Raw genomic sequence first — 24,845 nt, forward strand, 5'->3', positions numbered from 1 at the left:
CTGACCCGCATGACGCGCACACCGCAGGTCGCCCCGTTGCTCCGCCTCGCCGCCGTGGCCGCGGTGGCGGTCGCCGTGCTCCCTCTGAGCGGGTGTCTGTACGCGCAGATCCCGGCGGGTCAGTCCACCGGAGGTCCGTCGTCGGCGGACCCCGAACCCACCGATGCTCCGCCGGAGGATCCCGGCACCGGGTCGACGCTCACCTTCGCCGAGGGGCTGGAGCTCGACAGCACCGCGTACATCGAATGGGGCGACGGGTTCCTGACCGACGAGGCCTGGAAGTCGGTCTCCCCCGACGACGGCAACGGCGGCTGGACCTACGGCACACTCGACGACACCTGCACGGCCCAGTTCTGGCAGGGTCGCATCGCCGACGTCCCGGTGGTCGCCGACGATGACAGCGCCTCTTCCGATGCGATTCTCGGCGTGCTCCTGCAGTCGCCGACGGAAGACGTCACGAGCCTGGCGACGACGGGCGAATTCAGCTATCTCGTCGGCGGCGCCGGCGGAGTCGAGACCCGGCAGGTGGTCGGCGAAGAGGGCGAGCGCTCGTGGCTGATGGCCGCGCGCGCGTTCACGCAGATCGGCGTCGGCCTCTACGTCATCGTGGATTGCACGGGAGCGGATGCCGAGGCGACGCTCGATCTCGTGAACGAGGCGAACGCGGTCGCCGTCACCCCGTGAGCCGGCGCGACGGACTCACTTGCCGCCGGGAGGGCCGACCAGCAGCAGGATGACGTAGAGCGCGACGATGCCGACCACGAGCAGCACGGCCAGCACCCACGGCCGCTGCAGGAACCAGCGCATCAGCCGGTCGTACCAGCGGCGATCACGCGGATCGTCGGTCGCGTCGAGGCGCCATGCCCCGTCGAGACGTCCTGTGCGGTGCAGCCAGATCTCCGTCGGGATCGTGGCGTAGGGGACGATGGCGCTGACGACCGCGAGCACGGCCACGCCCAGATGCCAGCGCTGGTTCACGGCGACGAGCACGGCCGTCGCGGCGTAGGCGAGGAACACGAACCCGTGGATGCCGCCACCCACGGTCACCACCACGCCGGGGGCGCCCACGGCGCGGGCGATGATCGCGGCGATCAGGATCGTCCAGGTGATCGCCTCCGCGATCGCGAGAACTCGGAACAGGCGGTCGGGCGTGCGGAACACAGGACTCCTCGGGTGGGGTCCTCCCAGGGTATCCGGGCGTGCAGCTTTTCGAATCGCGCGAATGGGGGACTCCGAGGCACGGAGGACCCCAGTTGCGCGATTCGAAAACAGAGTCCGGAATACCGGGCCGCGCCCCGACGTTGCCGAAGGCATGGTGACAGTCGACACGAACGCGCTCTCGCAGGTGCTCAGCGCCGTCGATCTGCGCATCGGCGTGGCACGCCGCCGGGATCTGGCGCCCGGCGCCCTCCTGCCGCTCGTTCCCGGTGCCCTCACCCTCGTGTACATCTCCGAGGGCAGCGTGCGCGGGCATCCGCCCCTCGCCGCCGGCTGCCGGCTCGACGTCGATCCCGGCTCGCACCGCGTCACGATCGACCCCGACGGCCACCGCGACCGCCTCGTCGGCGGCGATGCCCTCCTCACGCTCGGCGACTCGCCGTTCGCGCTCGAAGCCGAAGACGGCGCCCGCCTCATGGTGGTCGACCTCGAACTCGCGGATGCCGCATCGCAGCTGCGCGCCGTGCTGCCCGAGGTCATCACGGTCACCGGCTTCGACGCCCTCGAGCCCGCTGCCGCGGCGCTGGCCGAGAACATGGGCCTGGTCGATCCGACCGCCTGCCCGTCGAGGCAGGGCGACCCGGTGATCTGCCGCATGATGGCGACGACCGTGCTGCTGTCGGTCATCCGCGCGTGGGCCGAGAACGGCTGCGCACCGGAAGGCTGGCCGTCGCTGTCGAACGACCCGTTCCTCGACCGCGTCATCGAGGCGATTCACGACGAGCCCGGCCGCGACTGGTCGGTGGAACGTCTCGCGAGCGTCGGCGCCATGTCGCGGTCGACCTTCGCCGAGCGGTTCCGCAGTGCCATCGGTCGCTCGCCCGCTGACTACGTCACCGAGGTGCGCGTGGATGCGGCGAAGCGGATGCTCGACGCCGGGCGACCGGTCACCGAGATCTCCCGCGAACTGGGCTACGCCTCGGACGAGGGCTTCAGCCGCGCATTCCGCCGGCGCACCGGCATGACGCCGTCGTCGTGGCGCCTCGCCCACCGCACACCGATCCCGGCATAGAGCCGGGCCGCCCGGCATCCGCGCTCGGCATCCGCTCCCGGCATCCGCTCCCGGCATCCGCGGGCACAACTGCGGAGCCGTGAGACGACGCGCCGAGCGAGCCCCCTCTGCCGCGGCGTGTCGCCCCTGGTCTCCGAAGCTGTGCACGGCGGGCAGGGCCCCGCACGGCGGGCGGGGCCGTGCCCGGCGGGCGAAGCCCGTGCCCGGCGGCTCAGGCCTTGATGCGGTTCGACAACCCGAACAGCACGGCGCCGATGACCAGGGCGACAGCGCCGACCGCGTAGACCAGCTCGACGCTCAGCGCGTCGACGAGGAAGCCGCCGACGCCCGCGGCGATCATGATCGCGCCCTGGAAACCCACGACGACGAGGCTTCCGCCGGCTTCGAGCCGGTCCGGCATCCGATGACCGACCCAGGTGTTCACCACGATCAGCCACGACGCGAAGAAGAGGCCCCAGACGAACACCACGATGCCCAGGCCGATGACCGTGCCCGAGAGCAGGATCATCGCGGCGACCGCGACCGCGATCACCGCAGGAGTGAAGACGGCGAAGAAGGCGAAGGACCGGTCGATGACGACCCCGATCACGAGGTTGCCGATCAGGCCGCCCGCGCCGAACAGGGCCAGCAGCACGACGATCGTCGAGGCGTCGACATCCGGGATGCGCTCCAGCGCGAGCCGCACGTACGTGTACGCGAGGAAGTGACCGAGCACGATCAGCACGTGGCCGATCATGCCGAGGCTGATGCCGGGTCGGCGGAGCGTGTCGACCAGCAGCCGCAGGCTCGAGGCCTGCTCCGCGGGGACCGAGGGAAGCAGTGCGCGCAGCGCGATCGCGAGCAGACCGGTGACGACTCCGGCCAGCGCGAAGACCCCCCGCCAGTCGATGAGCTCGCTCAGCATCACACCGATCGGAACACCGGCCGCGGTGGCGAACGAGGCGCCGGCAGCCGTGAACATGACGGCTCGCCCGAGGCGCTCCGGCCCGGCGATGCGCGCGGCGACCGTGATCGACATCGACCAGAACGCGCTGATCGCGGCACCCAGCAGGAAGCGGGCGAGCAGGATGAGGATGAGGTTCGGCGAGACGGCGACGATGAGATTCGACACGGCCGCGGCGAGCGCCATCCACACGAGAAGCGACCGCCGGTCGAGACGCGGGAAGATCAGGCCGATCGTCGGCGCCACCAGCAGTCCGACGAACGCGGTCACCGTGACGGTCTGCCCCGCCTGACCCGGGGTGATGCGCAGCGACTCCGCCATCTCGGTGAGCACACCGTTCGGGAGGAACTCGGCCGTCACGAGCAGGAAGCTCATCAGCATCATGACGACGAGCGCGGCGTACGGCATCCGCGTGCTTCGAGGGGAGACGGTCGTCGGGATGGGCGCTGTCGTGGTCATGGTTCTACCCTCGCAGCATCCGGATGCCGACGCCCGACCAGTCGTCCGCCGCATCCGACCATTCGTCCGGGGTGTTTCGCTGGACAGAGCCGACGGGCGGGGCTTAGGCTCGTGGGCGCACCGGGATGGGCCCGGAAGGCCGAGCGGGAGGAGCTGAGGACATGAACACCGTCTTTGTCGCGCTCACCGCCGACCACCTTCCCTTCGAGGCCACCCGCTCCTGATCCCTGGTGTGGCCTCCCCTCCCGGAGCCACAACTTGTCTGATCCTTTCGAAACAGAACTCTTCTTCGCCGACGTCGAACCCGGCGAGTACCAGCGCTGGTCCACGTGGCCGGCCGTCACCCCCTCCGAACGCGGGCCCGAGCCCTGGCCCGAGTGGGTGGTGACCTCCGCCGGAGCGCTCGACACCGAGCTCGGCATCCTGAAGACCGGCAAGGAGGCCGACGTGTTCCTGCTGGAGCGCGCCGTGCCCGACGACCCGTCGCAGCGGGTGCTGCTCGCGGCGAAGCGGTATCGGTCGGCGCAGCACAGCAGCTTCCATCGCTCGGCTGTGTATACCGAGGGCCGCAGCACGCGGAACACCCGCGATACCCGTGCCCTCGCGAAGAAGTCGAGCCACGGGCGGGAAGTCGCCGCCGCGCAGTGGTCGTTCGCCGAGTTCGAGGCGCTCTGCCGCATGTGGGAGTTGGGCGCGCCCGTGCCCTACCCGGTGCAGGTCAACGGCACCGAGCTGCTGATGGAGTTCCTGGGCGATGCGCACGGCACCGCCGCGCCGCGGCTGGCTCAAGCGCGCAACGACCGCGCCGAACTCGCCGACTTCTACGCGCAGATCGTCGAGATCATGCGGATCTTCGCGGCCGCGGGCTTCGCGCACGGCGACCTGTCGGCGTACAACCTGCTCGTGCACGAGGGGCGGGTGCGGGTGATCGACCTGCCGCAGATCGTCGACATCATCGCGAACCCGCAGGGGCTCGACCTGCTGCACCGCGACTGCGTCAACATCTGCGACTGGTTCACCCGGCGGCGAGTGGAACGCGACCCCGAGGAGCTGTTCGCCGAGCTGCTCGCCGCGTCGTACGCCTGAGATTCGCCCGACCCGCAGGTGCGACGGCGTCGACCATCACGGGCACGCGCCCGGCGCGCCGTCACCACCCGTTCACCGCGCAGCGCCAGACTTCGAGCATGAGCGAACCTGACGCGCGTGCCGGTGTGCCCGAGCCCGTCGCCACCGCGAACAGCGGCGCGGTCGGCGTCATCGGCCTCGACCTGCGCGGCGAGACCCCCGCCCCGAAGAAGCAGATCTACTCCTGGGCGCTGTGGGACTGGGCGACGCAGCCCTTCAACACCGTGATCCTCACCTTCGTCTTCACGGCGCTGTACCTGGTGGGCGAGGGCTTCCTCCCGGCCGACATCGCCGCGCTCGACCCGACCGATCCCGCCCGCATGGCCGCCGAGGCCGACCTCACCTCCGGGCTGGGGCTGGGTTCGACGATCGCGGCGTTCGGAATCTTGCTGCTCGCGCCGGTGCTCGGCCAACGAGCGGATGCCGCGGGCCGCCAGAAGCTCTGGCTCGGCATCGGCACCGGCGCCCTGGTGATCTGCATGCTCGGCCTCTGGTTCGTCGAGCCGACCCCCACGCTCTTCTGGCTCGGCGTCGCTCTGATCTCGGCGGGTTCCGTGTTCGGGGAGATCGCCGCCGTGAACTCGAACGCGATGCTCATCGGCATCGCGAACCCGAAGAACGTCGGCCGCATCTCGGGCCTCGGCTGGGGCTTCGGGTACATCGGCGGCATCCTCGCCCTGGTCATCGTGGTCGTGCTCGACACATTCGACTGGTTCGGCATGTCGACCGACAACGGCCTCGCCTACCGCCTGATCGCGGTCGGATGCGCGGTGTGGACGATCATCTTCAGCATCCCGATCTTCCTCAATGTGCCGGAGCCCTCGCTCGGCCGCCCCGAGCGGAAGGTCGGGTTCTTCCAGTCGTACGTGCTGCTGGTGAAGGACGTGGCCGGCCTCTACCGCGACCCCGAGACCCGCCCCACGTTCTGGTACCTGCTCTCGAGCGCCGTGTTCCGCGACGGCCTCGGCGGCGTCTTCGCGTTCGGAGCGATCATCGGCACCGCGGTGTTCAAGTTCGGTACGCAGGACATCATCATCTTCGGCATCGCCGCGAACCTGATCGCCGGCGTCTCCACGATCCTCGCCGGCCGCCTCGACGACCGGGTCGGCCCGAAGCGCATCATCCTCGCCTCGATCGGTTCGATGGTCGTCGCGGGCCTCGCGGTCTTCTTCCTCCGCGACGGCGGGACGATGGTGTTCTGGATCGGCGGGCTCATCCTCTGCGCCTTCGTGGGTCCGGCTCAGGCCGCCGCCCGCTCCTTCCTGGCGCGCGTCACCCCCGCCGGCCGCGAGGGCGAGATCTTCGGCCTCTACGCCACGACCGGTCGCGCGGCGAGCTGGATGGCCTCGGGCGCCTGGACGGTGCTGATCGTGCTGACGAGCCAGACGGCCTTCGGCATCCTCGGCATCGTGATCGTCCTGATCGCCGGTTTCCTCCTGCTGCTCCCGGTGAAGGCGCCGCGCTGAGCCCCCGCCCCGCCCGGCCCAGTCCGGCCCGGCCCAGCCCGGCCCCCGAGCACAGCTTCGGAGCCGCGAGGCGGCACGCCGGGCGGGTCGGCCCTTCCGACGGCGAGTCGCGGCACGTCTCCGAAGTCGTGCACATCCCGGGACGGTGCCGACACCTCCACCGGAGTAGCCTGACCGCGTGACCGTCATCCTCGCCTTCCTCGCCAACATCCTGGTCGCAGTCGCCAAGACGGTCGCCGCGATCGTCACGTCCTCGGCATCCATGGTCGCCGAGGCCGCGCACTCGTGGGCGGATGCCGGCAATGAGATCTTCCTGCTCATCGCCGACCGCCGAGGCGCGCGGACGAAGGACGCGCGGCATCCGCTCGGTTACGGACGCAATGCGTTCGTCTGGTCGCTGATCGCGGCGTTCGGGATCTTCACCGCCGGGTCGATCGTGTCGATCATGCACGGCATCCAGGAGCTCGGCGAGACCGGGCCGGTCGAGAGCCCGACGGTCGCGTACATCGTGCTGGGCATCTCGTTCGTGCTCGAGGGCGCATCGTTCACCCAGGCGATGGTGAAGTCGCGGAGGCTGGCGAAGGAGCGCGGCTCCTCGACCTGGGACTTCGTGCTGGAGACGAGCGACACCACCCTGCGCGCCGTGTTCTTCGAGGACTCCGCCGCGCTGATCGGGCTGGTGCTCGCGGGCGGGGCGATCTTCCTCCACCAGATCACCGGTATCGCCGCGTGGGATGCCGTCGGTTCGATCCTCGTCGGCGTGCTGCTCGGCGTGGTCGCGATCATCCTGATCCGGCGGAACATCGCCTTCCTCGTCGGAGCGACCGCGGCGCCGAAGCTGCGGGCGCGCGTCGGCACCGCCCTGCTCGCGCTCCCGCAGATCGAGCGCGTCACCTACCTGCACATCGAGTACGTCGGACCGAACCGGCTCTTCATCGTGGCCGAGATCGACCTCGCCGGCGATGCGCAGGAGCACGACGTCGCGCGGTCGCTGCGCGACGTTGAGCGGAAGATCGAGGCGCACGACGCAGTCGAGACGGTGGTGCTGTCACTCTCGGTCGACGACGAGGCGTCGCTGGAGTTCACGGAATCGTAGGCGGAAGCCTCAGCGCTGCCAGTTGTCGGCGAGCTTGTTCAACAGCCGCGCGAGCTCGGTGCGCTCCTCGTCGGTGAATGCGGCCAGGGCTCCGGTGAGCATCTCCCGCCGCTCGCCCCGCATACCGCGGGCGAGCTTGCGGCCCATGTCGGTGAGGGCGATGCGCGTGCGGCGGGCATCGTCGGGGTCGGCCTCGCGACGGACGAAACCTTTCTCGACCCCCTGCTGCACGAGCCGTGAGGCGCGCGGCTGATCGACGCCGATCGCCTCGCCCAACGCGCTGACGCTGAGAGGAGCGGATGCCGCGGCGAGTGCCTCGAGCATGCGCATCCGTGCGGGCCCGGCCATGCGGCCGGAGGGGTCGGACATCCACGGGGGCATGCCGGGGTGGCCTCGATGACCGAAGGGGCCGTGTTCGCCGTGATCACCCTGGGGGCCACCGGGCCAGCCGTGCGGACCGCCGTGACCACGGCCGCCGGGACCGCCACCAGGACGGCGCCCCCGCAGTCGGGACAGGGCCTGGGCGATGGCTTCGGCGGGGTCGATCGGTTCAGAGGTCACGAATCCGATTTTACATGCGACTTGACATGGATCAGCACTGCATGTCACACTACATATACATGACATGTGACAAGCACATGCACACTGACATCTAAGGACTTCCCATGAACACCACTGATTCTCAGAACTCAGAGAACACCTCCCGCCCCTTCGGCTACTGGCTGAAGGCCGCTGACCGCCTGATGGCGGCTGACTTCGCTCGCGCTTTCGAGGGCGAGCAGGCGAGCCGCCGCGACTGGCGGCTGCTCAACGTCATCGACGGAACCACTCCGGCGCGCCGCCCTCCGCACGGGCACAAGCTGGACGGCCACAAGCTGCACAGCCTCGTCGAGCGCGGCTGGGTCGCCGCCGAGGGCGACGGCTGGGCACTCACGGATGAGGGGCGCGCGGCGAAGGATCGTCTCGGCACCCTCGTCGACGGCATCCGCGCCAAGGTGACCGACGCCGTCTCCGAGGAGGAGATGGCGACCACCCTCGCTTCGCTCGAGAAGATCGCCCGCGCCTTCGGCTGGGATGAGGAGACTCCCCTTCCCCGCGGACGTGGACGCCGGCACGGCTTCGGCGAGCGCGGCGAAGGCCGCGGCTTCCCGCGGCGCTTCGGCGGTCCGTTCGGTCGCGGCTTCGGTCCGGGTCGCGGTTTCGGTCCCGGTCGCGGTTTCGGCGCGGGTTTCGGCCCTGGTTTCGGACCCGGCTTCGGACCCGGCTTCGGCCCCGACGCCGACGAGCGCGAGGGCGACTGCCGTCACGCTGACGGCCGCAACGACCGCAGCGACCACGGCCACCGCGGTCATGGCCCGCACCGCGCCGCGCGTCACGCGCAGCACGCGTACGAGCGCGGCTTCGACGCCGGCTTCACGCGCGGTCGCGACGCCTGACATACGGCCACGCGATTTCGAAGCGCCTCATCCGACTTCCCGTCGGGTGGGGCGTTTCGTCGTGGGCTCCGGCGCCTGAGCGAGGAGCGAAGCGCCGAGACGAAGGGCGCTCACAACTCCAGGAGAGCGACCGTCTCCTCATCGACCCCTGCCGCGCGCAGCCGGCCGCGCATGGCGGCGGCGGCGAGTGCATACGGCCGATCGTCGCGCATCAGCAGCGACCGGGAGTTCGCCTGGTCATCCAGGGCGATGAGCTCGAAGGCGAGCACCTCGACGTCGTCAACCTCGAGCTCGCCGGCAGCCACGGCGTAGCCGATCTGCACCTGCACGTAGGCGTACCAGTCCGCCAAGCCCGCTCGCACGGCATCACTCACCGGACCGGGCTTCGAGTCGACGTCCGCGGCGGTCGCCGCGAAGAAGCATCCGCCGGTGAACACGCGGTCCCGCGAGTAGATCAGCCCGTTGCGCATGAGTGCCGCCAACCGGCGTGCGCCACGCGGCTGCTCTCGCGCCGGCTCGATGATCTGCGCCACGAAGATCTCACGGGCCGCCGCGACCGTGGCGAGCTGCAGCCCCTCCTTGCTCTGGAAGAGCGTGGCGATGCTGCTCTTGCTGTAGCCGGACGCCTCCGAGAGCCGCCCGATGGTGAGGCCGTCGAGTCCGTCGACCGACGCCAGGTCGGTCGCGCTCTCGAGCACCACGCGGCGCGAGGCATCGCCGCGTGCCCTCCGCCCGTCCAGAACTGCGTTATCCGACATCCCCCTAGTATACGAACGATCGTTCGCATACTATACGTATGATCGTTCGTATTCTTTCGGTGAAGGAGTCCCCATGCCATCCCTGCCCGCACTGGTCGGCCGCAGCATCCGCACCACCGCCCGCCTCTCCCCCGCTATCTCCGGGTACCTCTCCTACCGCGCGTTCTTCGCGCCCGGCCCGCGCATGCGCGTGCGAAAGTGGGATGCCACGACGCACAGCGAGGCTCGGCGCCGGAGCCTGACGGTCCGCGGCATCGAAGTCACCGGCTACGAATGGGGCACCGGATCGCGAACCGTGCTGCTCCTGCACGGGTGGCGCGGGCGCGCCTCGCAGTTCGCCCCGCTGGTGCGCGAACTCGTCTACGAGGGGTTCCGCGTGGTCTCGTTCGACGCTCCCGCGCACGGTGTCTCGAAGGGCCGTCGCACCGACGCCCGCGACTGGGTGACCCTCGCCGAGCAGCTGCTGGCGATCCACGGGCCGTTCGCGATGATCGTCGGGCACTCGTTCGGATCCCTCGCCGCACTGACCGCTGCCCGCTCGACTGTCCCGACTCCCGCCGTCGCGGTCATCGCGGGCGGCGCGGGTCCCGCCGCCTTCCTCGACGAGTTCGTGCGGGAGTTCAGGGTCGACCGGGCGACCGCCCAGAACCTCACGACGCGGTTCCAGCGTCGCCTCGGCCTCGACGAGACCGCGGTCACGGCGCAGTACGACGCGGCGCAGCATCCGCTCCCCGCCGACACGTCACTGCTCGTCGTGCACGATCGCACCGATCAGCGGATGCCGGATGCCGACTCGCTGCGCCTGCACGCCGCCCACGGCGACCGCTCCCGACTGCTGCGCACCGACGGCTTCGGGCACACGCGCGTGCTGTCGGCGGATGCCACGCTCGACGCCGTCATCGCGCTGGCGACCGGCGGCCTCGCCGCGGTCGACGCGCTCGGCACGGCTGCCCCACGGACACGCCCCGCGAAGGCGGAGTCCAGCCCGAAAGCGGAGCCCGGAACGAAGGCCGAGGTCAGAACAGCGGCGTGAGCACGGCCGACAGCGAGGCCGCGTCGTCGAACACGAAGAACGGATACCTGCCCGTGCCCAGCAGATAGGCCAGCAGCACGAACGCGACGACGAGCAGCGCGAGCAGGAAGGCGAAGATCGCGACCGTGAGTCCGCGGTAGCCGCCGGACGTCGGCACCTCGGGTGCGACCGACGGCTGCGCCCAGTCGTCGGCGACCGCGGCCGGCTGATCGCCCTCGAGGATCGCCGGCGTCGGGCGTGGACGATCGGAGCGACGCAGTGTGTCCGGCGGCGGGGGCGGGATCACGGCATCGGCCACCGGGATCTCGGAGACCGGCGGGTTCAGCAGTCCTTCCGGGATCGGGATCTCCGGAGGCGGCGGGGGGATCACGACGTCGGCGGGCGCGATCTCCGGCTCTTCCGGGGTGACCGGCGGATCCGGGGTGGTGCCGCTGACGTCGCTCATCTCAGCCTCCGACTGCTCCGACGTCGGTGATTCCGACGTCTGTCTTGTGGAAATTCTGGAAGGAGCGGGATGCCGTCGGGCCCCGCTGCCCTTGGTAGCGGTTGCCGTACGGACCGGAGCCGTAGGGGTTCTCCGCCGGCGACGTGAGCCGGAAGAAGCAGAGCTGCCCGATCTTCATACCCGGCCAGAGCTTGATCGGCAGGGTCGCGACGTTCGCCAGCTCGAGGGTGACGTGACCGGTGAACCCGGGGTCGATGAAGCCGGCCGTGGAATGCGTGATCAGGCCCAGGCGTCCGAGCGACGACTTGCCCTCGAGGCGGGCCGCGACGTCGTCGGGAAGACTGACCTGCTCGAACGTCGCCCCGAGCGCGAACTCCCCGGGGTGCAGGATGAACGGCTCTTCCGGGTCGACCTCGATCAGTCGCGTGAGCTCCGGCTGATCGACCGACGGATCGATGAACGGGTACTTGTGGTTGTCGAACAGACGGAAGTACCGGTCGAGGCGCACGTCGATGCTCGACGGCTGGATCATCTCCGGCTCGTGCGGGTCGAGGCCGACGCGGCCGGATGCGAGTTCTGCCCTGATGTCGCGATCACTGAGAAGCACGGGTTCAGCCTAGTTGCCCGCTTCGCCCTTGTCGGGAGGACGGTCATCCGCTAGATTGTGTTGACGTCGACATGTTAACGTCAACACAATCTGAATGGACAAGGATGTCTGAAAGAAGAGCGACCCCTGCCCGGCGCGCGTTCGCCATGACCGCGGTACTCGCGGCGACGGCGAGCGGACTTGCGGCCCTCCCTCAAACGGCCGCCGCTGCCGAATCCGACCTCACGCTGACACCCAATCCGGCCTATGCCGGCGAGCCCTTCCAGGGCTGGGGATCAAGCCTCGTCTGGATGGCGAACGCCACCGGCGGCTATCCGACCGCACTGCGCGATGAGCTGATCGACAAGGTCTTCGGCGACGACGGCCTGAACCTCAACATCGCGCGGTACAACATCGGCGGTGGCAACGCCTCCGACGTGCCGGACTACCTCCGCCCCGGCGGCGCCGTTCCCGGATGGTGGAACCCCGACGCGCCGCTCACCGACGGCAGCGGCGAGATCTCCTCCGACTTCGCCGACCGCGACCGCTTCCGCGCCGCGTGGACGGGTGAGAATGACAGCGACTACGACTTCTCGGCGGATGCTGCGCAGCTGGCGTGGGTCTCGGCGATCAAGGACGAGGTCGACACCTGGGAGGCGTTCAGCAACTCCCCGCCCTACTTCATGACCGAGAGCGGCTTCGTCAGCGGCGGCACCGACTCGAACGCCGACCAGATCCGTCAGGACTCGCTCGGCACGTTCGCGACCTACATCAAGACGGTCGTCGAACACGTCGAAGACACCCAGGGCATCACGTTCGACACGATCGACCCGCTGAACGAGCCGAACACCAACTACTGGGGAACGACCCTCGGCGACGACGGCTGGCCCACGAGCGCCAGCCGCCAGGAGGGGGCGCACGTCAGCCCCGCCCTGCAGGCGAAGGTGATCAAGGCTCTCGCGGCCGAGCTCGCCGAATCCGACACCACGACGGATGCCGCCATCTCCGGCCCCGACGAGACGAACCCGCAGAAGTTCGTCGAGGACTGGAACGGCTGGGACGGCGAGGCACGCGACGCGGTCGCCCAGCTCAACGTGCACACCTACGGCACCGGCAACCGCCAGCTCGCCAGGGACATCGCGAAGAGCGCCGACAAGCCGCTGTGGATGAGCGAGGTCGAGGGCAACTGGGGCGGCAACAGCTGGAACCCCGACGCGATCGAGAACGGTCTCGGCATCGCGCAGCTGGTCAGCGACGACCTGCGCGAGCTCGAGCCGGAGGCCTGGGTTCTCTGGCAGCCGGTCGAAGACCTCTACAACATGGAGAAGGTCGAGAAACTGAACTGGGGCTCCGTCTTCATCGACTTCGACTGCAACGCCGACGGAGAGTCCGAACGGCGGATCGCCGACGGAGACGCGGACCCCTCGTGCAGCATCCGCACGAACGCGAAGTACAACACGCTCCGCAACTTCACGCACTACATCGAGCCCGGCGACCAGCTGGTGCGCGTCGGTGACGACGACACCACCGCCGCGATCGACAGCGACGGTTCGGGCGCCACGCTCGTGCACACGAACGAGAGCGACCAAGACCGCGCGATCACGATCGACCTGTCGCTCTTCGGCGACATCGAGGAGGGCGCGACCGTGACCCCGATCGTGACGACCGAGTCACCGGCATCCGACCCCACGGCCAACGCACTGCGCGCCGGCACCGCGGTTTCCGTCGGCGCCGACGGGACGGCGACCCTGACCGTTCCGGCGAAGTCGGTCACCACGTTCGTGGTCTCCGGCGTCGAGGGCGTCTCCGCCGACGCTCCCGCGCTCCGCGACGGCGACTCGTACACGATCACGGGAGTGCAGAGCGGCCACGCGCTGACCGTCGTCGACGACAGCACGCAGCTCGGCAGCACCCGCGAGCCCGAGCTGATCGAGGCGCAGACCTGGACGGCGACCCTGCTCGACGACCAGCCGGGCACCTCGCGCGACCGGTTCGCACTGCGCGCAGCCGACGGGCGAACGCTCGTCGCCGACGGGAACAGCACCGTGCTGCGAACGGTCGACGATGCGGCAGCATCCGCCGATCCGTCAGCCCAGTGGATGATGACCTCGACGGACGGCAAGACCTTCAGCCTGCTGAACGCGGGCCGAGGCGGCGTGCTCGACGTGGCGGGTGCATCGACGTCGGTCGGCGCATCGGTCGGCCTGTGGCAGTCGAACTGGGGCGCCAACCAGTCATGGAAGCTCGAGGCGTCGCGCGACGACATCGCTCCGTACGCTAGCTTCCGCCCCGGTCAGGAGTGGCTCGACACCGACGGCGAGGTGATCCAGGCCCACGGCGGCCAGGTCGTCCCTTCGAAGGACGACGACGGCCGCACGATCTACTACCTCTACGGCGAGGACCGCACGAACGGCTACCACTCGGCGCCGGGCGTGCACGTCTACAGCTCCTACGACCTCTACAACTGGGAGGACCGCGGCGTCGCGCTGCGGGCGCTGTCATCGAAGGACGACTTCGACGCCCCGTACTTCGAGGCGCTCTACGGCGACTATTCACAGGATCAGAAGGATGCCGTGTACCGCGACCTCGGTACAGTGCCGGTCGAGGGGGTCACCCCGCCGATCATCGAGCGCCCGAAGGTGATCTTCAACGAGAAGACCGGCAAGTGGGTGATGTGGGCGCACATGGACGGACCGTCGGCGACGTCCTCCGCGCAGTACGCGAAGGCGAACGCCGGTGTAGCTGTGGCGGACTCCCCGTTCGGCCCGTTCCGCTACATCGACAGCTACCGGCTGAACTACGCGCCGGCAGACGCCGACCCGCCCAACAACGCTCCGAACAACCGGGGCATGGCGCGCGACATGAACCTCTTCGTGGACGACGACGGGACCGGGTACATCATCTACTCGAGCGAGGAGAACGCCACCATGTTCATCTCGAAGCTCAACGACGAGTACACCGATCTCGCGACGCCCGCCGACGAGGCCGTGCTCGGCGAGGACTACAACCGCATCTTCGTGAACCAGTCGCGGGAGTCTCCGGCGATCTTCCAGCACGACGAACGGTACTTCCTGATCACGTCCGGCACGACGGGCTGGAGCCCCAACCCGTCACGCTGGGCGACGGCCACCGACCTCATGGGCGAGTGGACCGAGAAGGGCGACCCGTTCCCGTCGTGGGCGCGGAGCAACTCCTGGAACTCGCAGCCCTCCTCGGTGATCCCGGTCGACCCCGACCACGGGAAGTACATCTACATGGGCGACCGCTGGAACGGCGGCACCGACCTCAAGAACGCGCAGATGGTGTGGCTTCCGCTCAGCATGGGCGAGGGCGGCGACTCCCTGTCGGTCGAGGTGCACGACGAGTGGACGCTCGACCAGCTCGACCAGTGGTCGGCGTGGGAGGTGTCGGCGGTTCCGGAGACGGTTCCGGTCGGCGGCGACTTCGACGTGCCGGTCGTGAACGTGACGAGGAACGGCATCGCGACCGAGCAGCCGGTCACCTGGACGTTCAGCGGATCGTTCGATGTACCGGGCGTCGTGACGGCGACGGGCACCCTGCCGCAGTTCGGCGGGCGCACGTTCACCCGCACGATCGCCGTGGTGCCCGACGGGCTGCGGTACGCCGTGAACGCCGGCGGCCAGCAGACCGCCGACTGGGTCGCACTGCGGGATGCTGTCGCCGACGAGGGCGACCTGCAGAACACCCGGCCCGATCAGGCCCTCGGTGACGACGCCGACACCGGCTCATCGTGGGGCTACGTCAGCGAAGGCAGCAAGTCGTCGGGCACGGCGGAAGGCACGATGTTCTCGACCCTGCGGTACGCCGTCGAAGGGCGTGACATCGCCTACCGCTTCGGCGACCTGGATGCCGGACGCTACAGCGTGCACGTGGGCTACGCGGATCCCTGGGATCAGTGGGATGACCGCGGGGCGAAGGTGAGCGTCAACGGCGCGGTCGTCGAAGAGGACCACGACTACGTCGCGGCCGACGAGACGCGCAGCTACGGAGACATCACCGTGGGCGATGCGGGCGAGATCGAGCTGGTGCTGCACCCGACGCGCGACGCCGACGTGCAGGTGAGCTGGATCATGGTGACGCTCGACGAACCGGTGACCCCGGAAGCGCCGGAGATCACGATCTCGACGGATGCCGTCACCGCCGGCAAGAGCATCACCGTCGACGTCGCGGGGCTGAAGCCTGCGGAGGAGGTGTCGTTCGCGCTGCACTCCGACCCGGTCGACATGGGCACGGTGACGGCCGACGGTGCGGGCGCCGCCTCGCTGACGTGGAAGGTCCCGGCGAACATCCCGGCCGGCCAGCACCACGTCGTGCTGACACGGACAGACGGCACGGAGTTCCGCGCCGCTTTGACCGTGCGCGCGGCAGACCCTGGCACCGGACAGCCGGGCACGGGACAGCCGGGAACGGGACAGCCGGGAACCGGCGGGGTCTCGTCCGGCGGCGGGCTGGCCGCGACCGGAATGGACGCGACCGCGCTCACCTCGATGCTCGCTCTGGCCGCACTGCTCCTCGTGGGCGGCGGGCTCGCCTTCGCCGGACGGCGGCGCTGGCGACGCTGAGCGGATGCATCGTTCGGGGGTCATCGTGGGCAGTCGTCCACGATGACCCCCGAACTTTTGCCATCGGGCGGGAGGCAGGTAGGCTTGCGTTCACCTGCTCCCCGAGCAGGTTCGGGACTGTAGTTCAATGGCAGAACTTCTGCTTCCCAAGCAGATAGCGCGGGTTCGATTCCCGTCAGTCCCTCCACATGATCGTCCAAAGCTACTCCGGACACTCTTGAGTTACTTCAGACTGAAGTTTTCAAGGACGAGTGGCCGCCTCTCGTTGCTGCGGCCAAAGAAACCGGTCGCGTACCTAGCCTCCCGGCTGAGTACGGGCCCGGAGACTCTACAGGTCGACACCGCTCACCGCCGGTGATTGAGTTCCGCGCTGGCGAACAGACGTTTCGACGCGGGACGCTTCTAGGGATGTCAAGTCGGCGCGGGAGCGTCGGGGAGTGTATTTAGCATGCCTGCCGAGGCGGGTTGCGTGACCGAGGCAGCGCCAGGAGGAGAGCTGGCGAAGCACGTCGAGGTCGCCGGAGTCGACCACCTTTTGGACGGCGTCGATGGTGTCCTGATTGGTGAACATTCCCTTGAGTGTGCCGTTCCAAATCGCCCGCACGGTGTCTACGTCACCCGCGTCAACCGCCGCGCCTGCGAACTCGATTGCCTGCTGGTACGGGATCTGTCGGAACCCGCCAGGCGCGGTCCCAAGGGCTGTAATACGGGACCCCGGGGATGTCCGGATCGGGCGTGAGCCAGAGCACCTGGCCGGGGTGAATGTCCCGCCTGTGGTTCATCGAGCCGAGGGTCGGGTACGCGCAGAGCCGTTCAGCGACCACGGCTTCGACGTCGCCAGGCTCAACGGCATACGTCACGGGAGCGCCGTCCTCGTCGACTGCGACCTCGCCCCGCGCGAACTCACGTACGCCTAGATCCCGGAGCGTACCTTGTCGCTCCCAATACAAACCACCGTCGCGTGACGCTGGTGGGAGCGAACGACCTTGCGACCACGCCCCCGCGTATCGCGCGAGAGCTGCACTCGAAGGACGGCTACGCCAAGACCGCGACGCAGCTAAACGCCGCTGACCCGAAGACGCGCGACTGGCTCTGCCCGAAGGACCGCGCGTACCGCGCCTCGGTGAAGCAGCGCGTGCGCGGCAAGAGCTGCCCTGAATGCAAGAAGCAGCACACCCGCACCTCCGGGCGCAACATCGTCGACACCCACCCCCACCTCGTCCCGAGCTGGCTGCCGGAACTCAACGAAGGACGCGAGCCCGCGGACTACACGAAGGGCTCAAAGCTCGAAGTCGTCTGGCTGTGCACCAAGAGCTGGCACACGCGCACCTTCCCCATGCGGCTCGAAGCACGCACCCGAGGCTCCGACTGCCCGCACTGCGCCGGCCGCCTTCGCCTGGAGGGCTTCAACGATTTCACGACCACCGACCCGGAGCTCGTCGGCGACTGGCACCCCTACCGCAACCGCGAGTACCCGAACGAGGTGATGCACGGGTCGAACGACAAGCACCACTGGAGTCGCAAGGACGGCCACGAGACCGAGCAGAGCATCCCGAACCGGCGACTGTCGGGCGGGTGCACGAGGTGCCCCTGGCACGAGCGGCCGGGGAACGTGGCCGCACTCCGTGTGAGCTAAGTCAGCGTGTAACTCGGAACCTAGGTTTCGAGTTACACTGAAACAGTGGAGAGCCGCATCAGTTCGAGGTCGAAGTTGCTCTTCAACAACACGCATATGCTGAGCGTTGCCGAAGCAATCGGCGCCGGGGAGGGCGTCGTCGACTCGAAGAGCTTGCAGGAACGGCTCGGTCTGGGACAGTCGGCGGTGCAGCGTATTCTTGTCGCTCTGGAAGGAGTGGGACTCATGGAGAGACTTGAACGACAGGCTCGGACAGAGCCCGTCCGGTTCCAGCGAATCTCGCACCCGTTCTGGGATGCCGCACAGGAGCTTGCCCGTGCTTGAACTGTTGCAGGAGTCGGATGCGATCTACCGGCACGAGGGCAAGTTCGACCAGTCTGTACTCACAGTCACGTACGCCGTGAACCGCATCGAGCACGAGGCGCGCGTCCGGTGCGGGCTGCGCGAGATCCGAGATGAGTTCCTGTTGGCTGCGCTCCTCAGCGCCCCGGAGGATCGACTGGGGCCGGTGTCACCACGGTTCGAGCGCGTGCTGCGGAAGGTGGACAGTGCGCACCTCGCGGCGGTCCTCGAAGACCCTGAGGGTGGCCTGTGGGCGCAGCGGCGCGCACAGCCAGCCGTGGACGTGCGCAGTATCGAGATCACGTCCACGAGCTTGAAGCGCGGGTGCTCTGTGGCGCACAGGTGGGCCGGGTATGGGCCGCGGACCATCACGACGTCCGCCTCGGTGAGCACGTTCGAGCTCACCGAGGCTTCCCACTACGGGATCGGACTTCAGATGCCGGACGGCGAGTGCGTGATGATGCCCGCCGCTTACGTGCCGCAGCGCTGGTCGTCAGCACGCTGGCGCTTCGCCGAGCTCGTGTACGGCCAGTTCCGCGACCTAGACGACTAGGACGCCTTCGCCCAGACCTTCTCGAGGATGGAGTCCACAACCAGGCTCCGGCCGAGGTGCGCCTCCAGCTGCGGGTAGGTATCCAGAGCACCCTGAACCTGGTCTGCCCAAAGTGCGCGGCGCCCTGCGGTGTTGAGACCGACGTACGACGAGTACAGGCTGTCGAGGTTCACGACGTTGTGGTTGTGTCCGATGCGACGCTCCGTCTCGTCTTCGTGCAGTCGGTCGACATCAGCTCCGCGGCAGATGACGCAGAAGCACTGGATCGGTGTGACGCTCGCGAACCACTCCCGCCGCATGTGGGTCGAACGGACGATGCGGAGCATGTCGGGGAGCAGCATGTGCGGTGACATGTCTTCGGGGTCGGAGACGCCCCCGCCGCGGTGGTCGAAGGGGTTCAGGCGCCGAGTTGTGGGGTAGGAACCGATGGCGGAGGCGATGGCGCCGTGCGCGAGAGCGTCAAAGCCGATGAGGTCGGCTCGATGGGCGACGACCGGCACACTGGCTTCCTGGAAAACGCGGCGGTAGGCATGCGCGCGCTTCATGCTCCCGACGGGGTTGTGTCCGTCGATGAAGGTGAGCAGCAAGGGGTGCTTGCTGTGGTTGATCACGGCGATGAGCTGCTTGACGTAGTGCGGTTCGCTGAGCCAGCCAGCGAAGGCGGGGATCGCGAACAGGGTGTCTGTGCGGTCGAGCTTGTTCGCCTCGCGCAGCGCGGCCTTCAATGCGGCGGAATCTCCCGCTCGGATCTGCCCGGTGGGCGTGATGGCGAGGTCACTGTACATGCGCTGCCGGTCGAGGTCGCCACCGAGGGTGGCCGCAGACAGCTGGAACGGCTGAGCGTCGGTCGCGAGGTGCTTGCGCAGAGCGCGCGGTTCGACGACGAGGGCCAGGTTGGGGTTCGCAGCGCGGATGGAGGCAACCTTCGCCACCGCATCGTCGCCGACGAGGATCGCTCCACCGGCGGCGGTTTCGATGAGGCTCGCCTCGACGCTCATGTTCCGGCCAGCCACGTGGAACTGTCGGTCGGAGAGCAGGGCGAGAGCATCACCGCTCTCGACGGTGCGAGGGGGGATGAACAGCGAGGACGGGGTGGTACTGGGGTTGTTGATGACGGTGAAACTCATGATGGCGTCTCCTCAAGGAAGGTCAGTTGAAATTCGCGCGGGTACATGTGGGCACTGCTCGCAAGGTCCTCGATACTCGCGCCTTCATCGAGGAACTTGCGTATTGCTGTGGTGAGCGCGGTGGGGTTCTCACGCTCAGTGGGGTCTGGTTCGCGGCGGTGCATCCCCGTGGTGCTCAGGTGGATGTTCCATTGCCGGTACTCCTGATCGGTGAGACGACCGACGTCCTTGCCTCGCCTGATCAGAGCGGCCAGGGAGATTCCCCACCGCCGCTTCAGTAACAGAAGGGCGTCAAGGTCAGCCCCCCGGGGCCACTCCTTCTCGATCTCAGAGGCGGGGGCGAGGAACTCTGCGGCGAACGCGTCGGCCTCCGCTTCCTGCTCTTTCTCTGCGGCACCCTCGTGCATGACAGCGTGCCCGAGTTCGTGAGCCATGGTGAAACGTTGACGGTCGGCGGGAACATGCTCGCCGACGAGAATCACCGGCACGCTGTCGTCTTGCCAGGATGCGATGGCATCAACCTGAATAGTGTCCAGCGACCACCGCAGCACCAGCACGCCGGCATCTTCGAGGATGGCGACGAGGTCTCCGAGGGGTTCACGGCCGAGGCCGAGCTCGTCGCGCACATCGCGCGCGATCTCTTGCGGGGTATTGAATCCGCCCTCGAGATCGTGGCGGCGCAGCGTCGTGGTCCGATCCCCCATGAGGTCGCGAACGCGAAGACGAACCAGGGACAATTCGGCGGCCACCTTGTTCACTGCGCTCTTCGGAGTGGTGCGCTGCTTGCGATGGAAGATGCGGGCGGGTGCCGTGGTCGACCGTACGTCGCGGAATGCCGAGAGCGGCACCATCAACGCCTCCGCGACCTTGCGCCAGGCCTGGACTTCAAGGCGGGCTTCACCGGACTCGACCTTCGACAACGCCGCCTGGGAGATGCCCACCTCCGCGGCCAGCTCCACCTGCGTGAACCCACGCGAAAGACGCAGAGCTGTCAGGAGCTCACCGCGCGCTTCGAGTTTCGTCGTCATACCTTCTAGGTTAGCACAGAATATTCCATGCGTGACACATGTGGCATCTATGGCGCCTGTGACATCTTGAGCACGTGCTCTTCGAAACCCCGCGCATAGGGCGGATATTCCCGAATTGACCGATTCCGTGCCATGTGTGACACTTAGGTCATGCGTACACGCCGACGACGGTGACCACTCCCGTCCAGCCGCATCCGCCACCCGCCACGTCCCCAGCGTGGCCATCTCCGACAGAAACTGAGGCAACTACCATGCCTAAGCTCGACGCTTCCAACGTGCCCACGACCGAGATCGCCGTCCTCGAATCTGCTTTCCACCAACTGCCCGACGGCGCGCTGCGCACCACCCTTGAGAACCTCTCCCTTGCCCTCCGTGGGGGCCACGACACGTTCGTCGTGTCCGAAAAGGAAGACCTCACTCCATCCGAGGCCGCGAAGCTGCTCGGTGTCAGCCGCACCCACCTGTACAAGATCCTCGACTCCGGAGCTCTCGCTCACCACATTGTCGGAGCCCGAGACCGCCGGATCGCGGCGCCCGACCTCATCGCGTACCGTGCACGAATGCTCGCCATGCAGAAGCGTCACGCCGAGGATCTCGCGCACGCCGACGACCTTGACGACCTTGCTCTGGACGAGTTCGACTGACCCCAAGGTGTGCCCGGTGTCGCTTGCAGTTCGTATGCTGGTGCCATGGGACGAAGCCGCCGGGTCACACTGCGCTGCGCGACCGAGGATCTGGCGTCTGACTGGACAACCCCGGCTGACCTCGCAAACGCGAAGCGCCTACGCGAGCTTGCCCAGAAGGCGGTCGGCGGCGACATCCCCGACTCGGCGGTGCGCAAGCAGTTGAGGCTGCTGCCGGCACTGTCGCAGTTGCGCCATCCGCTGATCCTCGCTTTCGATGACCAGTTCGCCGGCGACGACGACGCCGGGGCCCTGCGGGAGACCATCAGCGCCGTGAACGACCGGCAGTGGTTCAAGCAGACCTACTCGGCGCGGTGGCGCGGTGCGGCTGCCGTCCTCGAAGACGACGGCAAGGAGACCGCCTGGCTCGGCGCGGCTGGTTACCACCGTCAAGGTTCACCGGAAGACTTCTACGAGGAGTTCGCCCGACGCTGCCACGCCGGCTCCGACGCGTTCCTCCCAGCGGACGAGGACATCGCTGTCCGCCGGATCGAGGTCAACGTCGCTCGACTTGACGCTTGGAAGCTGCAGGTCCATCTGACCGCTCTCGTGCTCCTTGACGCTGCCGTCAACAATCCCGAGAACACCTACGACACCACCGTGCTCTCGCCCGACAGCGCCGAACTACTGACGATGTCGATGACCGTCGTGCACACGGACGTGGATGGAATCACGGCGCACGAGCTGGTCATCGAACTTGTGCCTGTCGGGTGGGAACATCCCCGCCTCTGCAGGCTAACGTCCGCCATCGCCACCTCCGCCATCGACCCGCAGCCAGAGGCTTGGCGGTGTGCCCCGCTCAAGGACAACGCGGAGTCGCACTGGACGGTGCTCACGGAAGAGGCGATGTCCGCCGCCCGCGCGGCCGCCGACTCCGGCGAGCTGTCCGCAGATGTGCGGCCCGGAGAGGTACGGCTCGGCACTGTCGCGCACTACTCGCACCGCGACCACATCGCGTACGCCAGCGTTCACGGAGAGGCGGTCCAGGCCATGTGCGGCCACTGGTTCGTTCCCACCGCGGATCACGAGACGAAGCCGAAGTGCGCCACCTGCCAGGAAGAGTATGAGAACACGCCTGTCTGATCCCCGAGGTGCGAGAACGTAGCGAAACCCACGGCGTATCTCGCGATGCGCGAATGCTGAATATCGAGCTCAACAGGCATTTAGTGATCTGCCTTGTCTGGAGTAGCCGTGGAACGCCCAACTGAACGGCTCGCAGAGATCGGCGTAAACTTCAGTCCGAACAACAGGGCGAGAGCGACTCAGTAGTCCCGAATAGCTTTGCAAGTCCCTCCACATGATCGTCCGCGCATGCGACGGGCCCTCACGCCGCATCCGGTCAGAGACCGATCTGATAGTGGATCATTCCGGAGCGCGTCGAGACGCGATCGTAGAGCGCTCGCGCCGTCGTGTTGGATTCGGCGGTGAGCCAGTACACCTTGGCTGAGCCGTTCCTCTCCGCCCACCCGCGCACGTGCTCGATGAGCGCTTTTCCGATGCCCGTGCCGCGCTGGTCGGAGCGGACATAGAGGTCTTCGAGGTAGCAGTAGTCCGTCTTCGCCCAGGTCGCCGGATGAGTGAGCCAATGCACGATCCCGACCGCCGCACCTTCGTCATCTCGGGCGATCGCACCGTGGATGGGAGGCTCCGGATCAGTCAGGCGCTGGAACGTCACCGACGACGTCTCCGCGTCGAGGGTGGTCTCGTAGAAGACGAGGTAGGCGTTCCACAGCATGAGCCAGTCGTCGTAGTCGTCTCGGGTCACGGGTGCGATCGATGCCATACGCCCAGCGTATCCACGCCCTGAGCGGGGTCCCGTCGCCAGAAGGGGTTGCTTCGGAAGGCGGACGGTGGGCTACGCCGACACCGCGCACTAGAGCGATTCGGCTCTGTACAGCCTTCTGCCTCAGCCTCGTCAGGCCACCTCCGGCCGAGTCATCAACGTCTGCCGCAGCAGTCGAACGAGCCGCTTTCCTTGACAGTATTATACCGATCTCGGAATAATACTGTTCATGAGTCTGATCAGCGTGACAGACGCCGCGTCTCGCCTCGGCATCTCGCCGCGGCGCGTGCGTGCGATGCTGATGTCGTCTGATCTGAGCGGTGAGCGCGTCGGGCATCAGTGGATGGTGGACGCGTCCAGCCTGCCGTCATCACCCCGCCGGTCGGGACAGCCATTCAGCCCGCGAATCGCGTGGGCGTTCATCGAACTTGCGGAGGGTCGCCCTTCCGATTGGCTGTCTCCTTCGGAGTCGTCGCGAATACGGCTGCGATGGAAACAGGTGCTCGAACGGGACGATGCTGTGGCGGTGCTGCGCTCCGCACTGTCGCGGCGTGCCACTCGGTCGCGATGGTCCGCCCCCGATCCGGCAGGACTCTTGAAGGACCATCGCTTCCTGCCCTCCGGCAAGAGTGACCGACGAGCGGGGATATCAGCCGCCAGCTTCGCGGAAGGATATGTTCACGCGGCTGACCTTGACGGCCTCGTGCGCAAGCACATGCTGCTCCCGGCGCGTGGTCCCGAGAACGTGGTGCTGCGAGCTGTCGACGGCCCGGTGAGCGACCCCATCCCGTGGCTCGCGGTCGTCGCGGATCTCGCGGATGGAAGCGCCCGCGAGATGCAGCAAGCAGAGGTCCTGTTCAGGAGCGAGTCGCACCATGTCTGACGTTGTCGTCATGCCTGCGAGGAAACGCACGTGCACAGCCGGTCACATGGAGTCACGTCGAGAACGGCGCCGAGGGGCTCGAACGCCTCGCCGCCATCGTCGAGGAGACTCGACACGCTCGCAAGTCGGTCGGCCGGCCCTCCGTGGAGGACGCTGCGCCGGAGCGGCCCGGATGGGGCGGCGCACGAGAGAGGCCGGAGCTTCGGTCGGTTCGAGCTTCGTTCGCGCGTCCCACGGAATAAGGCGCTCGGGTGCCGTGCAGCACCCGCACTATCTCATGAGCCTCCGCGGGCCGTCATCCCACCGTCGACGGATCGGCGACCTGCGACCGTAGGTCCCAGACCTCCTCGAGCGGAGCCATGCCCTCTGCCCCGTCGGCGTCGCGGAAGAGCTCGACGAACTGGCCGATCTCGGCCTGCCAGGCGTGATTGGCGGGATCGTCGGCCAGGGCGGCGAGCGCCGCGTCCCAGTCGTCGCACTCGACGAGATGGAAGAGCCGATGACCCGAGCGCCAGATCGTCCAGTCGTGGATGCCGATGCGGGCGAACGACGCAGCGAGGCCGTTCGGGATGCGGGCGTGGTGCGAGCGATAGTCGTCGATCGCGCCGTCGCGGATCTCGGAGTGCAGAGCGATGCGCATTCGGGGCCTT

General features: G+C 68.0%; 25 protein-coding genes and 1 tRNA gene. 16 read left to right on the top strand and 10 right to left on the bottom strand.

The window, feature by feature from the left end; translation table 11 throughout:
* Positions 1-9 precede the first annotated feature (9 nt).
* Positions 10-684: a hypothetical protein gene (locus V5D55_RS04625; RefSeq protein WP_435748143.1), complete on the top strand. Its 675-nt coding sequence runs from the start codon at positions 10-12 to the stop codon at positions 682-684.
* A 15-nt stretch (positions 685-699) separates the two neighbouring features.
* Here the strand turns inward: V5D55_RS04625 and V5D55_RS04630 are convergent, their stop codons facing one another.
* Positions 700-1,161 carry a DUF3817 domain-containing protein gene (locus V5D55_RS04630; protein WP_435748145.1) on the bottom strand — a complete coding sequence of 154 codons (462 nt, stop codon included), beginning with the start codon at positions 1,159-1,161 and terminating at the stop codon, positions 700-702.
* Between the two features lie 151 nt (positions 1,162-1,312).
* On the opposite strand from V5D55_RS04630, the gene V5D55_RS04635 reads away from it, so the two are divergent.
* Positions 1,313-2,230: a helix-turn-helix domain-containing protein gene (locus tag V5D55_RS04635; RefSeq protein ID WP_435748147.1), complete on the top strand. Its 918-nt coding sequence runs from the start codon at positions 1,313-1,315 to the stop codon at positions 2,228-2,230.
* A gap of 211 nt (positions 2,231-2,441) precedes the next feature.
* On the opposite strand, the gene V5D55_RS04640 is transcribed toward V5D55_RS04635, so the two are convergent.
* On the bottom strand, positions 2,442-3,632 hold the full coding sequence (locus V5D55_RS04640) for an MFS transporter (protein WP_435748149.1): 1,191 nt from the start codon (positions 3,630-3,632) through the stop codon (positions 2,442-2,444).
* A gap of 258 nt (positions 3,633-3,890) precedes the next feature.
* On the opposite strand from V5D55_RS04640, the gene V5D55_RS04645 reads away from it, so the two are divergent.
* From V5D55_RS04645 to V5D55_RS04655, 3 genes are all read left to right on the top strand, one after another.
* Entirely contained in the window at positions 3,891-4,718 is an 828-nt protein-coding gene (locus tag V5D55_RS04645) for a serine protein kinase RIO (protein WP_435748151.1), read from the top strand.
* A gap of 98 nt (positions 4,719-4,816) precedes the next feature.
* A complete protein-coding gene (locus V5D55_RS04650) occupies positions 4,817-6,223 on the top strand; it encodes an MFS transporter (RefSeq protein ID WP_435748153.1) in 1,407 nt (468 codons plus the stop codon).
* 178 nt (positions 6,224-6,401) lie between these two features.
* Entirely contained in the window at positions 6,402-7,319 is a 918-nt protein-coding gene (locus tag V5D55_RS04655) for a cation diffusion facilitator family transporter (RefSeq protein WP_435748155.1), read from the top strand.
* Positions 7,320-7,328: 9 nt separating this feature from the next.
* Here V5D55_RS04655 and V5D55_RS04660 read toward each other — a convergent pair whose 3' ends face one another.
* Positions 7,329-7,880, bottom strand: coding sequence for a MarR family winged helix-turn-helix transcriptional regulator (locus V5D55_RS04660; protein ID WP_435748157.1), 552 nt, complete (start codon positions 7,878-7,880; stop codon positions 7,329-7,331).
* A gap of 104 nt (positions 7,881-7,984) precedes the next feature.
* Here V5D55_RS04660 and V5D55_RS04665 point away from each other — a divergent pair, with 104 nt between their 5' ends.
* Positions 7,985-8,755 carry a hypothetical protein gene (locus V5D55_RS04665; RefSeq protein WP_435748159.1) on the top strand — a complete coding sequence of 257 codons (771 nt, stop codon included), beginning with the start codon at positions 7,985-7,987 and terminating at the stop codon, positions 8,753-8,755.
* Positions 8,756-8,865: 110 nt separating this feature from the next.
* On the opposite strand, the gene V5D55_RS04670 is transcribed toward V5D55_RS04665, so the two are convergent.
* A complete protein-coding gene (locus V5D55_RS04670; protein WP_435748161.1) occupies positions 8,866-9,513 on the bottom strand; it encodes a TetR/AcrR family transcriptional regulator in 648 nt (215 codons plus the stop codon).
* Positions 9,514-9,586: 73 nt separating this feature from the next.
* On the opposite strand from V5D55_RS04670, the gene V5D55_RS04675 reads away from it, so the two are divergent.
* Positions 9,587-10,546, top strand: coding sequence for an alpha/beta fold hydrolase (locus V5D55_RS04675; protein ID WP_435748163.1), 960 nt, complete (start codon positions 9,587-9,589; stop codon positions 10,544-10,546).
* Here V5D55_RS04675 and V5D55_RS04680 read toward each other — a convergent pair.
* Together V5D55_RS04680 and dcd are read right to left on the bottom strand one after the other, a co-directional pair.
* The gene (locus tag V5D55_RS04680; RefSeq protein ID WP_435748165.1) at positions 10,530-10,991 is read right to left on the bottom strand and encodes a hypothetical protein; all 462 of its coding nucleotides are present in this window, start codon (positions 10,989-10,991) and stop codon (positions 10,530-10,532) included. The genes V5D55_RS04675 and V5D55_RS04680 overlap by 17 nt on opposite strands.
* Position 10,992: 1 nt before the next feature.
* Entirely contained in the window at positions 10,993-11,598 is a 606-nt protein-coding gene (dcd, locus tag V5D55_RS04685; RefSeq protein WP_435748167.1) for a dCTP deaminase, read from the bottom strand.
* A gap of 104 nt (positions 11,599-11,702) precedes the next feature.
* On the opposite strand from dcd, the gene V5D55_RS04690 reads away from it, so the two are divergent.
* The 6 genes from V5D55_RS04690 (at position 11,703) to V5D55_RS04715 (ending at position 18,691) form a co-directional block, all read left to right on the top strand.
* Positions 11,703-16,160: a glycoside hydrolase gene (locus V5D55_RS04690; RefSeq protein WP_435748169.1), complete on the top strand. Its 4,458-nt coding sequence runs from the start codon at positions 11,703-11,705 to the stop codon at positions 16,158-16,160.
* Positions 16,161-16,273: 113 nt separating this feature from the next.
* Positions 16,274-16,347: transfer RNA gene (locus V5D55_RS04695), tRNA-Gly, on the top strand.
* Between the two features lie 586 nt (positions 16,348-16,933).
* On the top strand, positions 16,934-17,077 hold the full coding sequence (locus V5D55_RS04700) for a hypothetical protein (RefSeq protein WP_435748171.1): 144 nt from the start codon (positions 16,934-16,936) through the stop codon (positions 17,075-17,077).
* A 44-nt stretch (positions 17,078-17,121) separates the two neighbouring features.
* The gene (locus V5D55_RS04705) at positions 17,122-17,796 is read left to right on the top strand and encodes a zinc-ribbon domain-containing protein (RefSeq protein ID WP_435748173.1); all 675 of its coding nucleotides are present in this window, start codon (positions 17,122-17,124) and stop codon (positions 17,794-17,796) included.
* Between the two features lie 45 nt (positions 17,797-17,841).
* Positions 17,842-18,120: a hypothetical protein gene (locus tag V5D55_RS04710; RefSeq protein ID WP_435748175.1), complete on the top strand. Its 279-nt coding sequence runs from the start codon at positions 17,842-17,844 to the stop codon at positions 18,118-18,120.
* Positions 18,113-18,691, top strand: coding sequence for a hypothetical protein (locus tag V5D55_RS04715; protein ID WP_435748177.1), 579 nt, complete (start codon positions 18,113-18,115; stop codon positions 18,689-18,691). Before V5D55_RS04710 ends, V5D55_RS04715 begins: the two co-directional genes overlap by 8 nt.
* Here V5D55_RS04715 and V5D55_RS04720 read toward each other — a convergent pair.
* On the bottom strand, positions 18,688-19,818 hold the full coding sequence (locus tag V5D55_RS04720) for a hypothetical protein (RefSeq protein WP_435748179.1): 1,131 nt from the start codon (positions 19,816-19,818) through the stop codon (positions 18,688-18,690). The genes V5D55_RS04715 and V5D55_RS04720 overlap by 4 nt on opposite strands.
* A complete protein-coding gene (locus V5D55_RS04725) occupies positions 19,815-20,846 on the bottom strand; it encodes a helix-turn-helix domain-containing protein (RefSeq protein WP_435748181.1) in 1,032 nt (343 codons plus the stop codon). Before V5D55_RS04725 ends, V5D55_RS04720 begins: the two co-directional genes overlap by 4 nt.
* A 251-nt stretch (positions 20,847-21,097) precedes the next feature.
* On the opposite strand from V5D55_RS04725, the gene V5D55_RS04730 reads away from it, so the two are divergent.
* Both V5D55_RS04730 and V5D55_RS04735 read left to right on the top strand, forming a co-directional pair.
* Positions 21,098-21,490, top strand: a complete 393-nt coding sequence (locus V5D55_RS04730) for a helix-turn-helix domain-containing protein (protein ID WP_435748183.1) — start codon at positions 21,098-21,100, stop codon at positions 21,488-21,490.
* A gap of 45 nt (positions 21,491-21,535) precedes the next feature.
* Positions 21,536-22,612 carry a DUF3039 domain-containing protein gene (locus tag V5D55_RS04735; RefSeq protein WP_435748185.1) on the top strand — a complete coding sequence of 359 codons (1,077 nt, stop codon included), beginning with the start codon at positions 21,536-21,538 and terminating at the stop codon, positions 22,610-22,612.
* Positions 22,613-22,868: 256 nt separating this feature from the next.
* Here V5D55_RS04735 and V5D55_RS04740 read toward each other — a convergent pair whose 3' ends face one another.
* Positions 22,869-23,312: an N-acetyltransferase family protein gene (locus tag V5D55_RS04740; RefSeq protein WP_435748187.1), complete on the bottom strand. Its 444-nt coding sequence runs from the start codon at positions 23,310-23,312 to the stop codon at positions 22,869-22,871.
* Positions 23,313-24,015: 703 nt separating this feature from the next.
* Between V5D55_RS04740 and V5D55_RS04745 the strand changes: the two genes are divergently transcribed.
* Positions 24,016-24,195: a hypothetical protein gene (locus tag V5D55_RS04745; protein WP_435748189.1), complete on the top strand. Its 180-nt coding sequence runs from the start codon at positions 24,016-24,018 to the stop codon at positions 24,193-24,195.
* A gap of 295 nt (positions 24,196-24,490) precedes the next feature.
* Here V5D55_RS04745 and V5D55_RS04750 read toward each other — a convergent pair whose 3' ends face one another.
* Entirely contained in the window at positions 24,491-24,835 is a 345-nt protein-coding gene (locus tag V5D55_RS04750) for an L-rhamnose mutarotase (RefSeq protein ID WP_435748191.1), read from the bottom strand.
* Between the last annotated feature and the right edge of the window lie 10 nt (positions 24,836-24,845).

This window comes from Microbacterium sp. PMB16 (assembly GCF_051294855.1).
GTDB lineage: Bacteria > Actinomycetota > Actinomycetes > Actinomycetales > Microbacteriaceae > Microbacterium.

Excerpts from the sequence above, each read along its gene's own strand:
- V5D55_RS04625 (WP_435748143.1), top strand. The coding sequence starts at position 10 with ATGACGCGCACACCGCAGGTCGCCCCGTTGCTCCGCCTCGCCGCCGTG.
- V5D55_RS04635 (WP_435748147.1), top strand. The coding sequence starts at position 1,313 with ATGGTGACAGTCGACACGAACGCGCTCTCGCAGGTGCTCAGCGCCGTC.
- V5D55_RS04640 (WP_435748149.1), bottom strand. The coding sequence starts at position 3,632 with ATGACCACGACAGCGCCCATCCCGACGACCGTCTCCCCTCGAAGCACG.
- V5D55_RS04650 (WP_435748153.1), top strand. The coding sequence starts at position 4,817 with ATGAGCGAACCTGACGCGCGTGCCGGTGTGCCCGAGCCCGTCGCCACC.
- V5D55_RS04665 (WP_435748159.1), top strand. The coding sequence starts at position 7,985 with ATGAACACCACTGATTCTCAGAACTCAGAGAACACCTCCCGCCCCTTC.
- V5D55_RS04670 (WP_435748161.1), bottom strand. The coding sequence starts at position 9,513 with ATGTCGGATAACGCAGTTCTGGACGGGCGGAGGGCACGCGGCGATGCC.
- V5D55_RS04675 (WP_435748163.1), top strand. The coding sequence starts at position 9,587 with ATGCCATCCCTGCCCGCACTGGTCGGCCGCAGCATCCGCACCACCGCC.
- V5D55_RS04680 (WP_435748165.1), bottom strand. The coding sequence starts at position 10,991 with ATGAGCGACGTCAGCGGCACCACCCCGGATCCGCCGGTCACCCCGGAA.
- V5D55_RS04690 (WP_435748169.1), top strand. The coding sequence starts at position 11,703 with ATGTCTGAAAGAAGAGCGACCCCTGCCCGGCGCGCGTTCGCCATGACC.
- V5D55_RS04720 (WP_435748179.1), bottom strand. The coding sequence starts at position 19,818 with ATGAGTTTCACCGTCATCAACAACCCCAGTACCACCCCGTCCTCGCTG.
- V5D55_RS04725 (WP_435748181.1), bottom strand. The coding sequence starts at position 20,846 with ATGACGACGAAACTCGAAGCGCGCGGTGAGCTCCTGACAGCTCTGCGT.
- V5D55_RS04730 (WP_435748183.1), top strand. The coding sequence starts at position 21,098 with ATGCCTAAGCTCGACGCTTCCAACGTGCCCACGACCGAGATCGCCGTC.
- V5D55_RS04735 (WP_435748185.1), top strand. The coding sequence starts at position 21,536 with ATGGGACGAAGCCGCCGGGTCACACTGCGCTGCGCGACCGAGGATCTG.
- V5D55_RS04740 (WP_435748187.1), bottom strand. The coding sequence starts at position 23,312 with ATGGCATCGATCGCACCCGTGACCCGAGACGACTACGACGACTGGCTC.
- V5D55_RS04750 (WP_435748191.1), bottom strand. The coding sequence starts at position 24,835 with ATGCGCATCGCTCTGCACTCCGAGATCCGCGACGGCGCGATCGACGAC.